The 13,039-nt window shown below is 35.8% G+C and carries 9 protein-coding genes and 3 pseudogenes; 4 read left to right on the forward strand and 8 right to left on the reverse strand.

Features of this window, described 5'->3' with window-relative positions; translation table 11 throughout:
- Positions 1-43 precede the first annotated feature (43 nt).
- Together aspA and QFZ72_RS28765 are read right to left on the reverse strand one after the other, a co-directional pair.
- Entirely contained in the window at positions 44-1,474 is a 1,431-nt protein-coding gene (aspA, locus tag QFZ72_RS28760; RefSeq protein ID WP_307440538.1) for an aspartate ammonia-lyase, read from the reverse strand.
- Positions 1,475-1,498: 24 nt separating this feature from the next.
- Positions 1,499-2,488, reverse strand: a complete 990-nt coding sequence (locus QFZ72_RS28765) for a type I asparaginase (protein ID WP_307440540.1) — start codon at positions 2,486-2,488, stop codon at positions 1,499-1,501.
- A 219-nt stretch (positions 2,489-2,707) separates the two neighbouring features.
- Between QFZ72_RS28765 and QFZ72_RS28770 the strand changes: the two genes are divergently transcribed.
- A complete protein-coding gene (locus QFZ72_RS28770) occupies positions 2,708-3,076 on the forward strand; it encodes a helix-turn-helix domain-containing protein (RefSeq protein ID WP_307440542.1) in 369 nt (122 codons plus the stop codon).
- 190 nt (positions 3,077-3,266) lie between these two features.
- On the opposite strand, the pseudogene QFZ72_RS28775 reads toward QFZ72_RS28770, so the two are convergent.
- Positions 3,267-3,596, reverse strand: a pseudogene (locus tag QFZ72_RS28775) (FAD-dependent oxidoreductase); the annotation flags it as partial.
- A 908-nt stretch (positions 3,597-4,504) separates the two neighbouring features.
- On the opposite strand from QFZ72_RS28775, the pseudogene QFZ72_RS28780 reads away from it, so the two are divergent.
- Positions 4,505-4,712 (forward strand): annotated as a pseudogene (locus QFZ72_RS28780) (hypothetical protein); the annotation flags it as partial.
- Positions 4,713-4,841: 129 nt separating this feature from the next.
- Positions 4,842-5,414, forward strand: a complete 573-nt coding sequence (locus QFZ72_RS28785) for a hypothetical protein (RefSeq protein WP_307440545.1) — start codon at positions 4,842-4,844, stop codon at positions 5,412-5,414.
- A 520-nt stretch (positions 5,415-5,934) separates the two neighbouring features.
- On the opposite strand, the gene QFZ72_RS28790 is transcribed toward QFZ72_RS28785, so the two are convergent.
- The 5 genes and pseudogenes from QFZ72_RS28790 to QFZ72_RS28810 all read right to left on the reverse strand — a co-directional run.
- Positions 5,935-6,588 (reverse strand): serine/threonine protein kinase, encoded by a 654-nt coding sequence (locus QFZ72_RS28790; RefSeq protein WP_307440546.1) that lies wholly within the window; start codon positions 6,586-6,588, stop codon positions 5,935-5,937.
- Positions 6,589-7,440: 852 nt separating this feature from the next.
- Positions 7,441-8,727 carry an IS110 family RNA-guided transposase gene (locus QFZ72_RS28795; RefSeq protein WP_307440417.1) on the reverse strand — a complete coding sequence of 429 codons (1,287 nt, stop codon included), beginning with the start codon at positions 8,725-8,727 and terminating at the stop codon, positions 7,441-7,443.
- Positions 8,728-9,037: 310 nt separating this feature from the next.
- Positions 9,038-9,682, reverse strand: a complete 645-nt coding sequence (locus QFZ72_RS28800; RefSeq protein ID WP_307440547.1) for a uridine kinase family protein — start codon at positions 9,680-9,682, stop codon at positions 9,038-9,040.
- Between the two features lie 785 nt (positions 9,683-10,467).
- Positions 10,468-11,559: a GerAB/ArcD/ProY family transporter gene (locus QFZ72_RS28805; protein ID WP_307435308.1), complete on the reverse strand. Its 1,092-nt coding sequence runs from the start codon at positions 11,557-11,559 to the stop codon at positions 10,468-10,470.
- 362 nt (positions 11,560-11,921) lie between these two features.
- Positions 11,922-12,062: pseudogene (locus QFZ72_RS28810) on the reverse strand (IS4 family transposase); the annotation flags it as partial.
- Positions 12,063-12,171: 109 nt separating this feature from the next.
- On the opposite strand from QFZ72_RS28810, the gene QFZ72_RS28815 reads away from it, so the two are divergent.
- Entirely contained in the window at positions 12,172-12,747 is a 576-nt protein-coding gene (locus QFZ72_RS28815; RefSeq protein ID WP_307440549.1) for a dihydrofolate reductase family protein, read from the forward strand.
- The last annotated feature ends 292 nt before the right edge of the window (positions 12,748-13,039 follow it).

A 13,039-nucleotide genomic window follows, 5' to 3' on the forward strand; every position in this document is an offset into this window, starting at 1 on the left:
ATAGAAATTCAAAATACATTTATTTCATCTGCAGATTTAATGGTTACTCTCGATCGAATAAAGTGCCACCTGATATACCAGGATTTGTCATTTCGTAGGGGTTTAAAATCAAATCGAGTTCTTCCTCTGTCAGCACGTCATATTGCAGGCAAAGCTCTCGTACCGATTTGCCTTTTAAAATGGCTTCCCGTGCAATTCGCGATACAACTTCATATCCTAAGTGCGGATTCACGGCTGTAATTATTCCCACACTTTTTTCAACATATTCTTTCATCCGGTCTTCGTTTGCCTCGATACCGGTTAGACAATAGTCTGTAAAGCTTTTAAACGCATTGTTCATAATACTGATGGATTGAAGCAAGTTAAAGACTAGCACGGGTTCCATCACGTTTAATTCAAGCTGTCCCGCTTCAGAGGCCAAGCAAATTGTATGATCGTTTCCGATGACCTGAAAGGCGACTTGGTTAATGAGCTCCGCCATTACTGGGTTGACTTTCCCAGGCATAATGGAGGAACCAGGCTGACGTGCAGGTAAGGTAATTTCACCAAGTCCAGCACGCGGGCCGGAAGCCATCAATCGTAAGTCGTTCGCGATTTTGGACATATTCATCATACAAACCTTCAATGCAGCTGACACTTCTGTGTAGGCATCCGTGTTTTGTGTTGCATCGACAAGGTGCTCAGTACCGACAAGCGGCAATCCGCTTAAGTCTGCAAGGTGCTTGACGACATTTTTGATATAGCGAGGGTCCGCATTTAAACCTGTCCCTACCGCTGTCGCGCCCATATTCACTTCGTAAAGATGCTGGCGAGTTTGCCCAATTCGTTTAATATCGCGTTCCAGTACGCGGCTATAAGCTTCAAATTCTTGACCAAGGCGAATTGGTACGGCATCTTGAAGATGGGTGCGTCCCATTTTTATGACATGATCGAATTGCTGAGCTTTCTTCTTGAAGACATCCAACATGTCATTCATGGTATCCAGTAGCTTTTCCAGCAAATTAAGGGTTGAGATGTGAATGGCTGTCGGAAACACATCGTTCGTTGATTGCGACATATTTACATGACTGTTCGGACTTAATTTTCCATATTCACCTTTATTATGACCGAGCAGTTCAAGCGCACGGTTTGCAATGACTTCATTTGCATTCATATTCATTGAAGTGCCGGCTCCGCCCTGGATCGGATCGACTATAAAATACTCGTGCCATTTTCCTTCCAGTATTTCATCTGAGGATCGAACGATTACTTCACCAATTCCTTCATATAGACGCTTGACATCCATATTGGCTAGTGCGGCTGCTTTTTTTACCATTGCTAGCGCTTTAATCATTTCATTATGAATTTTGTAGCCAGTGATTGGAAAATTTTCTACAGCGCGTAACGTTTGTATTCCATAATAAACATCTGCAGGAATTTCCTTTTCACCGAGAAAATCTTTCTCAATTCGGTATGCTCTCTCAACTCTCACCATTTTCCCCTGCTCCCCTTGTATGTTTTAGACTGTAATGTCATCTGCAACTGGTGTTTCCATCATTTCCTTCACCTTTTGTGGGTCCTGTGTCTTGCCTAATACCCACATCAATTTAGGAACGATAGCTTCTGTATTCATATTTCTGGAACGAATGATGATATTTTGATTTACTTTTCGCCCCACTTCATATATATCTATATCCTCCCCTTCCTCTAAACATTGAGTAGTAATGACAACTGATATTCCACACTCGGTCAACTCATTCAATTTCTGCAAAATGTTTCTTCCTTGAAATGGAATGCCACCGCTTCCATAACTTTCAATTACAATTCCTTTACATTGATTTTTCAGAATATCAAAGAATTCTGGCTTAATCCCGGGATGTAACTTAATCAAAGAAACATCCGTACAAAGGGAAGTATCTAACTTAATTTCCTTATTCTTTGGTGAATGAAAAGACTTATTATACTTAATATCATCTTCATGTATAGAGGCAATATAAGGATAATTAATACTTTCAAACGAGTCATAGCTTTTCGTTCTCAGTTTAATGGCCCTTGTTCCCTGGATAACTCTACCGTCAAAAACCACATATACCCCGCCTATATCTTCACAAGCAAATCGAACCGCGTCAGAGATATTTCTTTTGGCATCTGTTTTCTTAAAGGCAATTGGAATTTGAGAACCTGTAATCACTATTGGTTTATCTACATCTTGTAACATATATGAGAGCGCAGCTGAAGTGTAAGCCATTGTATCCGTCCCATGGGTGATAACAAAGCCGTCGTAATCATTGTATTTTTCATAAATAGATTTTGCCATGTCAGCCCAATATTCCGGTTGCATATTTGTACTATCAATATTCATCAAAGGCTTACTATCAATCTGACAGAGACTATTTAATCCCGGTAGATGACTTAAAATTTCTTCGGCTTTCATCTCAGGAAATAGCCCATTTTCCCCTTCTAACGAAGCAATTGTCCCGCCGGTAGTAAGTAACATCAACTTCTTCAATATAATACCTCCCTAAAAACTCCCTTGTTTCAGCATTAAAATTACTATAAGCATATTGACAGAAAAAAATGTATTTTCAGTAAAAAATACGCGTTACGCGTACTTTAATTGTAATTATAGTGATGTTTCAGGGTGAAATCAAGCAAATGATATTCATAACGCGTACATTTTGTATTCATATGATGATATAATAAATTGAAATAAAAGGAGAGTAATAAGATGATTTTAAATAGATTAACTACATTAAGGAAGGGCAAAAGGTGGTCATTGCAATATACGGCTGATCGACTCGGAATCGCCAAGAGTACTTATGCCGGTTACGAATCGGGGCACCGCCGCCCTTCATTAGAAGCCCTTAATTCAATGGCTGATTTATTTGACACATCAACCGATTACCTTTTAGGTAGAGTTGATCATCCAACTTTTCAGCTTGAAGAGGATACAATAAAGTCAGTTCAATTTATGGAATTAACTGATCTACCAAATTTAGAGCTGGCAGTGGATGGAACCTCTCTTTCTGTAGAAGAAATGCACCAATTTATTGCTTTTATTAGAGCTAAGCGAGAATTGGAAGGAAAGGCACCATAAATGCTATGTCTCGCTTGCTTCCTACTATTCAACACAAGTTAACGTCCAATGCTCCAATTTCCAAAAAGAAGACGTGAGTTTTTCAGTACGGAAAAATGGCAACAAATAACTTCAGCTACCACTGAAAATGTGGTTCTACTGAAGCAGGTTTAGCTTTAGTGCTAACGGAGGGGGATGAGTTCCCTAAACCATTAAGAAATTGCTTCGAAAATAAGGAACGTAAACCCATCGGCACTTGATAAACCTCATTTTTCCAAATAGCATGTGTATCCGTAGACGGTTCATTTCCCTTGATTGTAATCCCGAGTTCATCAAATATCTTCATTGCTTCACCGCCTTTATAAAGGGCATGAGCACCTAGGTTCATGAGAACGCCATTTTTATTAATGGTCATCGATCGTCCACCGTATCGGTCTGATTTCTCAAGCACCACTACCTTCTTACCTTCCTTTGCTAGAAAAAGAGCAGCTGTTAATCCAGCAAACCCACCACCAATAATGGCCACATCAAATTTATTCATTTAAATCCCTCCTATTCTTTTCATTAATCAAGACGGATAGAGGGTTTCAATTGTGACAAAAAAACTTAATTTATGAAAACCTTTTTCTTTAGCCGAATATACGAACCAGTTTACTTATGGGCTATATTCATTATTGGACATATGGTGGCACAATTCGCAGATGCTACCTTTACTGGCGGTATCCATTATGTAAATAGTTTTTTCACAATCTGGCCCGATTGTTGATCAAACTCTTGAAACCACTCTTCAACAATCCTGCCCTTTAATGGAATAACTACATATTCAAGATAAACTAACTAATTTCCTTACTCCAGAATCGGCCCGATTGTTGAAGATCAAAGGCTGTTGAATCTGGATCACACTTATTGAACTCTAGCACCCGTTACTTTAAGTACTATACTTCACAATCTGCTTCGTTAATAAAACCAAAAAAGGCGATACCTTTAAAGAATCGCACTCATTTAGACTAGTTAAAATATATTCTTGATTATACGAATCATCATTCTTGGTATAAACATTAAGATGTTCCAAACTAATTCAAATAAGATTGAATCTCGAATTTCAATAAGTATGTCTTTAAAAATGCCGCCCTGACCATTCTTTTTTTTTTGATTTTCATCCTCTATCTCCTAATAACTCAATATTTACTATTATGACCCGATTTTCTAAAAAAATATTTCGATTATCCTTTCTGTTAGCACAACAAGAGCTGTCAAAATGACAGTTCTGATCTTCAAGTATGCACCCGTTAGTTTAGTAAGGAAATGATTTCAATACTCAACAATATTAAGCCATTGACCATCAGGACCAACAGTTATGTGAGGAATTTGGTTTGTTTTGTAAAAGGTTTCCTCAATGCTAACATAAGAAATCTTCCTATTAGTAAAATCTTTGTGCTTCGCTTCTTCTATCATCGCCGTTTGAAAGGATGGATGGAACGATTTCAAGGAGTTGGTACGTATTATTTAGACCATTACTTATACTGGTATCGTTGGATTGAGTGGCATTTGAAAATCGGGTAGAGAAAATGCTTATTTCACTTGTCAAAAATCTAACTATTTCACAGTAGAATCATTAAAAGAAAACAAAAAAAATCAACTGTTTTCAGCGACTTAAAGTAGCTGATTCAATTGTAATTAAAGGATTTTAGAAATATTTGTAAAATATAAACACTTATAATTCTTCGTTATTCAATTAACGCAGCAGGTTAATTGAAGAAAAACCGTAAAATAAAGGGAGAGAACTGTGAATAAAGAGATAAATCTTGGAAAGTATTTGAAGATGTCATCTACGTTTGAACAGTTAAGAAAATTAGAGGAGATTCTCAAAAAAGAAGGAGATTCTTTAGGTGAAGATTTAAATCTTTTCTTACACTCTGAACGTTTTGCTTATGATGTTACTCCCTATGATGTAATTACATTTGCGAGTACGGGTATGGATGGTCTACATTTCGGCTTATTAACCGACTTTGGAACGGTATTAGATATAGAGAATGCTTTTGTTGTCTGCGTTAGCCCAATGGATTATGGTGAACATATAAAAATTGTGGCTCGAAACATAATGGAGTTTGTGGGCTTAATTTGTACAATGAAAAGTGCAGTAGCAATTTCTAACTTTATTTTCTTTCAAGAAGAGGCAAGATATGTAGATTACTTAAAAGAACTTAAGCAACAAGAAAATGATGAATATACAGAGAAAGCAAACTATATAATTGCCAATTTAATGTCTACAATCAAATGCGAATTAATTGACGATGTATACGATTATGTAGAAAGAAAGGTAAAAACAGGGAATAGGAATAACGCCTTTAGGAAATAAAAATTGTAATCATACAATCTACAAACTTGAAAAAGATATTGAGGTTAACCTAAATGAAGTAAAATCTTTTTTTAATACTTCAACTATAGAAAGTAAACTTGCATTTATTAGAGATGCTCAATTTACTGCCTTAATTCCATATGAAAAAGAGTTAAAGGATTTAGTAATCGATGAAATGCTTAAATTAGGTCTAACTTATGAAATAGGTAGACTAAAGAATCCGTATTAAAATAATCCCATTAAAATTATCTACTAACGGAGGTTTTAATTAACAAACGATTATGAATTACTAAAATAAAAACAGGGTTTAATTCTACACGATTTGTAGATCAAACTCTGTTTTTATTTTAAACCTTAGTTAGCAACAATCTTTGAGAAAACAGCGTTTTTTAAATGCATTTAACTACTTGCTACAAAAAGAACCTAGGAAAAATCCCAGGTTCTTTCTATAATTTAACGATAGATGATTTTAAATTGAAAGTGTAATACTTTTAAACTCCCAAATATTCATCATTATTTTTTATAATTCTACTTTCCATTTGATTTTTTTAAACGTCCTATATGAATATCTAACGAAGTCTAAAAATTTATAAGGTATTTTCACCGGAATCTTATACAACGTTTTTTTATAGATCTTATAGTACGCCTTTACTAAATCATCCCATTTTTCATCTTGACCCTCTTTATAGAAGTCAGATATATCCACAACATACCCCCTGCCATCCTTCATCATTACGTTTTTACCGTGAACATCATATGGATTTAAACCTTGGCTTCGAGCAAAAGTAAGAGCTTGATCGATATCTACAATGACACTCTCTGGTATTTTAATTCCTTTTGCGATTGCATCATACAGTGTAATTCCGTCTAATCTTTTTAAAACCAGATAATTTTGTCCCTTATATAGTAAGTTTGAAAACGCTGGATGTATGCCTAATTGGGTATATACATTCGCTTCTTTTTCTAAAGCTTCAAAACTTCTCCCATATACTTTGACAACTGCATTAGGATTAGATTTATGCGAAAATACAGCAGCATAATTCCCTGTCCCTAAGCATTTCCAATCCTTAGGGACATTTTTAGCAACAATTGGATCATATGCGCTTTTGCTTATTAGAATAACTTTATGAATAAGTTCTTTTTCTATCATATTTAAAAATGTGTTATTGATCATTAAACTTCCTCAAATTCGAGTTGGATTTTATATACTAATTTATTGAGAATTTAGCTTTGTTTAAACACGGCTCATAGCTAGCACCTTAATTTATAACATAGAATTAACTCTAAATGATTATATAAAATTCATCAACTTCTTCTTTATCTTCATCTATCCATTGCTGCCACGCAATATTCTTTACTGGACGGAGACGTCATTATATATACTCTCCTCCTATATCAGATTTGGAAAAACTTAAATATTCGTTGACCTCATATTAAAAAACCGCTTTATAATTAAAGCGGTTTTTGGTTTTTATGGACCCCTACCGAGTCCCCACCAAATTCAATTGCTTCTTGGTCGAGCGTGTAAGATTCTACTGTGAAATTTGTCATATTTAAATACCTTCACTCTTATTTTATCCAATTATAAGATAAGATTTATTCCATTAAACTCCCTCTATAAAGAAAGGAATAACTCTGGATTTCTAGCTTTTTCTTAAGATTTCATTAGGATTTATTTTAATTAGACATCAAAGTCATGGAAGTAAGTTGAAAATAAGGTTATTTTTGGTGCGTTAGAGAAAAAAAGTCCTTAACTACCTAACCACTCCTATCCAAAAAGTGGTTACCTAGTTAAAGTATGGTTGCACTGGTGGATGTCCACATGTCTCATGGAGGTCAACCCTCCCATATCTCACAGAGTCTACGCTCCAAAATTCCTTCGTCCAACCTTTCCATGAGGTGGATGTCAGTGATGCTGCCCGACAGGATCAAAGTCCGTACTTTAATTGTTTTACTGACTAATCCGTGCTTCAAATGTCTAAATAATAATCCTAAATAAAACCTTTTGAATATTAACTAATGAACCCTAAGCTGCTTTCAGTAAAGGAGCCATATGAGGAATATCCTTCAACATTCTATCTTCACTAAATTCACATTGTTTTGTACCAATCGTAAAAAGAATACGTATCAGCTTATTACATATCGCTATAAGAGACTGCATTTTCTTTAGAGGATTATTTTTACGTGTTGTAAAATACTCATGTAAAGCTTTAAAAGCAGTGTTCTTAGCTACCAAAGGCATCGCTACTCGGAAGAGGAGAGCCCTTAGTGTCTTCCTGCCTCTCTTTGTAATCTTCGTATGCCCTTTGTGCTTTCCAGAGGTGTTCTCCTTTAAACTCAACCCAGCTAACTTGATGATTTGTCGAGGGTGAGAATAGTAACTTAAATTCCCTACTTCAGAAAAGAAGCCAGCTACAGTGTCCTTGCCGATTCCTTTGATGGCCAACATTTGTTGAACACCTGGTATCCGTTCAAGGAGTCCATCAATATCAGATTCTAGTTCTTCGAACTTTTCATTTATTAACTCATACTTGTCTAGTAAAGTGCGAAGCTCTAATTTAGCCATCCTTGAACCTTCACGAATACCGATAGAGTCTTTGGCTACCCGTTTAAGTTCTTGAATTTTACTGAGTCCAACCGCACGTTTTACAGCCTTTCTGAGGTGAATTAGGATCTCTTGTTCCGAGACTATCTCTAACTCATGTGGTAATACGTTTAACTTTAATAATTGTAATGCTGCTTTTCCTTCCCAATCCTTAAACACTGTAAGGAATTCAGGAAAATATCGATCTAACCAGTTATGAATTTGCCCCTGCACAGCTTGTAAGTCAACAAATAAGAGATCGCGTATTTTCCTTGCCACACGAAGTTCTGCATAAACTCCTTGTGGAATATTAGGTTCGGCATATCTCCCATCTTTGACTAGTTGTGCAATGACTTTAGCGTCCTTCACATCATTTTTGGTTGGAGAATTATCATCTAATTCTTTAGATTTCTTCACATGCATAGGATTTACAACTACAAACTTTATCTCCTCTTCTTTCAGAAAATGAGCGAGGTTGAGCCAATAATGACCTGTCGGCTCCATTCCTATTATCGCCTGTTCCATGCCGTTCTGTTCCATCAAATGTTTTATCCAGCCTAAAAAGAGTTCAAAATGATCTTTGGTGTTCTCAAAGTGACAAGGTGTTCCAAACTCTAGTCCTCTAAAATCTTGAGCACGAGCTACATGCTTGTACTTCGCAATATCTACACCTACAATTAGTGTTTGAGAAGTTATTTGAGCAATCTTTTCATTTTGGTTATAATTCATATTGAAGGCCTCCTGGTATATATGTTTTGTCCTTTTCGCTGGCCAGCTTCAGGACACTCATATCTTACCAAGAGGTTTATTTTTTGTTCAAATCCCATTTTTCTTCATTACAGGAATGCTGCCCTTTACCTCAATAAGAAGAGGTGACACTTTGTTAAGCAATCGCCCCCGAGTGTTGAATATCATTTATGTTGTCTTATCGAAGAAAAGCGTCCTATAATTGAATAAATAAAATCTGACTTTACTCATAAAGTCACTTAATTCTTATTGAACTACCGCACCCGTTACTTTAAGTACAATATTTCACATTTTAATTAAAATTACCTTTTTCTAGTAAATACTCTTCATTGGAATTTTTTAAAACAATATCAAAATTTTGATGATAAGGATGCATAAATAAATCATATTGAATTCTACGCTCTTCATGAGATTTTCTTAAATAATTAATATCTGTTCCTCTTTCAGAAACATCACGAATAGACCTTCTCATTAACTCGGTTTCTCCATCAGTATATAAGTAAACTTTTAAATCAAACAAAGTTGGATTTATAAAGGCAACACTCATTCCTTCTACAATATTCACTTTGTTTCGTGAAGAAATTAAAGTGCTCTTTTTATAATGCGTACCTATTGTATAAAAATCTAAACCATCTCTCATCATGTTTATATCTCTCTCTAAAGCTGTTAAATTATGAGCAGCAGGATGACAAGCTGTCATTTTATAATGATGATTTTCATTGTTATATTCATAATCTAAAACAGTGTACTTCCTAATATTAGAGCCAATAATATATGGGTCAGTATTAATATAATTCACATCATTATTTCCCAAAAGTTTTAAAAGATTATTTGCAAACGTTGTCTTTCCAGAAGCACCATGACCCGAAATCCCAATGATTATTTTTTTATCTTTACTGCTTATTAAATTGGCTATCTCATGTAATACCTTGTCCATAATTTCCTCCATTTGGTGGTCTTGTTGAACTAAAGCCCCCGATTGTTGAATAACGGATACAATTAAACTTATAGCCGAAAACGTTAGATATCGCTACTATTAATATCAAGTGAGTAATCACCGGATATATAGTTTGGGATTTTTCCAGGTGAGTTAAATAGACTATTCTTACTGAATATAGTAAACCCAACCTCTTCCACATCGACAAATGTTTCGACTTTATTTATATCAACATTTTTAAAGAACACTTTAGGTTGTTTATTCCATTGTCTTGAGGGAATTAAACCCTGCTCTACAATACCTATCCCGTGAAAAATAAATACACTTAGTCCATTACGGGGTTTCACCAGCAAAACGCGGATTTACAACGTTTAGGATATTCCAGTATTAAAAATCCCAATGTCTCAGTGATATAAATGAGACATTGGGATTTAATTATTCAACAATCGCGCCCTTTTCTTGAATAACTAATATGCTTTTAGAAGCTGGTATTGGGAAGATCAAAATCTGTTAGAATTGGTACGTACTTATATAGCATTAGTACCCGTTCGTTGAGTAACTTTATTCATCTTCTAAATAAACATCGAAATCTTTAACATGACTGCATTCCCAGTAATTTCAACATCATAAGATTCGCTTTTTTTCGAAATTTGCACCATAACGGGGTTAAGCCGAGATACGTGTAAAAATGGGTCATAAGCTGGATTTTACTTCCAGTTATGACCCGTTTATTGTGTAGTAGAATCGTCTTTTCAACTCTCGATTCCCGATAGTTGAATACGAATTTAGCACACCTTTTTTCGTAATATTCCTACTACAAGTAGTAGCAAGGGAAAGAAAAACCCAAAGGTTAAAGCATAGGGTGTCCATATTTTGGCGGTAAAGAATTCGTAATAAACAATGTTAGGGCTTATGACAAGGGATAATACAACGGTAATCATCCCTAGAGGATAAGTTAGCGAGCGATATTCCTTCAAATTTAATGTTTGGGCAAGTCCTAAAACGGAAGCATAAAAACAAATAGTCATTTTAAAAAAGATAGAAATAAACCAAATTACAGCTATCACTGCCTCTATCCTTTGCAGAAATTCACCTATATTGATTTTTTTAGCTAACATATAGGTTGGATACTGAATTCCTGCCGTATGATAAGCTCCAATAATACTAATTGAAAGAAATGTAATCAAAATGGTAACGATTCCTCCGATTAGAGTTCCTATCAAGAGGACATTTCCTGTTTTTTTCGGATCATTTACATAAGGAAAAATGGTTAAAAACACAATTAATTCTAAGAACAGCACTCCGATATGGACAACATTTGCTCTTAGTAAAGTTTTGATATCCGCTTCAAATATAGGCTGTATTTTTTTAAAGTCGATTTGAGGAGCAGTAGTTAGAACAACAATAAATAAAAGAAAGATAACCAAAGGCATCAAAATCTCGGAGGATCGTGAAAATACTTCAAGTCCATGGCGAATACCCATGATGACAATGGAGAGAAATATTATGATAATGGCTTGTATGGGGGTTTGAGGCATAATTTGTGTTGTGATAAAATCCCCGATTACCCTAACCAAAAATGCACATATAATAAAGAAAAACGTAAAATACAATACGGAAATCGTTTTTCCTAACCATTTTCCAAGAATTTTTTCACTAAGTTGAAACAACGTCAAATTTGGGGAGAGTTTCGCCAAGGCGTTATATAAAGGAATAAACAATAAGCCTATTCCTAACCCAACAATGCTTGCTATCCAAGCGTCTTGTTTCGCTTCTTGAGCAAGGCTAGATGGTACAATCAAAATCGTTGTACCAATATTAAATAAAACTACTAACATCATCAATTGAAGTGCAGATATTTTATCGTTTTCGATCATTTTATCATCCTTTATTAATCTTCTTATTAATTTAACCAATTTTAACCAATTTTAACTAAATTTATCCCTACTATTTGTAAATTGGGTGTTTTTGCTCAATCCCTCGAAAGGTCCATTTTGAAAAATACAACGCAGATATTGTAGTACTAGAAAATGAGACACTTTTTGACCGGTTACACCTTATCGTGGTGAAAACCGGTTGTTTTCCTTAGCGTTGTAAATTCGCGTTTTGCTGGTGGTACCCCATGCCCATCAAGCTAACGATGATGAATGGTTAGTGAAGAGCTATTTCTATAAGACAATCTTTCATGCTACTAAAGAAAGACATACCAAATAAGCCTAAAATAGGTCATTTTTTTGCGCTATGCTGCTTTCTTGTGACACATGGTATAATCATAGACAACACCCAAAATATCAAAGACTGTCTTTTTCTCGTAACGATGGGATTTTCGCCCGTTTTTCTGTAGGAGGGTAAACAGGCGAAGGAGGATCTTTGATAGCTCTATGGGCAGTTTAGATTAGCAATCCATAAGAAACAACCCAAGTTGAATTATGCTAAAATGTAGTTAATGTATAATGTAGATATCCCTCATGAACAAAGGAGAACTGAAAATGAGAAAACTCGTTCTATTTCTGCACGCATCGCTTGACGGTTTTGTAGAAGGGCCGAACGGTGAAATGGACATTGGCTGGGTTTCCTACGATGCTGATTTGGAGAAACACGCGAAAGAAATTCTGAGTACTGCCGACACTGTCATTTGGGGACGTGGGACTTATAAGATGATGCACAGTTACTGGCCATCTGTGCCTTCGAACCCATCAGCTTCGCAGCATGAACGGAATCATGCCGAGTGGATCGAAAAGACAGCCAAAATCGTTTTTTCCACGACGCTGGAGAAAGTCGAATGGAACAATTCCAGACTGGTGAAAGAAGATGTCGAGGAAGAGATCAAGAACCTCAAACAGCAGCCAGGCAAGGATATGGTCATCCTCGGCAGTCCTAGGTTCGCACACTACCTTATGCAGCTTGATTTAATAGATGAGTATAAAATTACGGTTTCTCCCGTCCTGATCGGCAGCGGGTTGCCGTTATTCCAAGGTCTCAAGGAGAAGATCAATCTTAAACTTATCGAAAACAAGACATTTGATTCTGGAGCCATAGGCCTCGTTTACCAGACGGTTAGATGACCTTGTCTCCTAAAGTAGATTACGCTAACGGATTACGTTAGCACAATAAAAGCAGCGGCAGTCTAGGTCTTTCGAGTTCCTAGTCCGTCACTGCTTTTTTTACGAGTCAGTCTAATTCAGTTTGTTGGGTGATCGTGTCGTTTGAGCTTAGAGTAAGGAGAACGCCAAGTCGGACGCAATTCAGGGCTTAGCGTATATTTTCGTTAAAATGTTGGCGGTACCCCGACTGTAAAAACAATTGAATTAAACCAGAGCTTGGATGAATTCATTTTTAATGTAATTTACACAATAT

Source organism: Bacillus sp. V2I10 (genome assembly GCF_030817055.1).
GTDB lineage: Bacteria > Bacillota > Bacilli > Bacillales > Bacillaceae > Bacillus_P.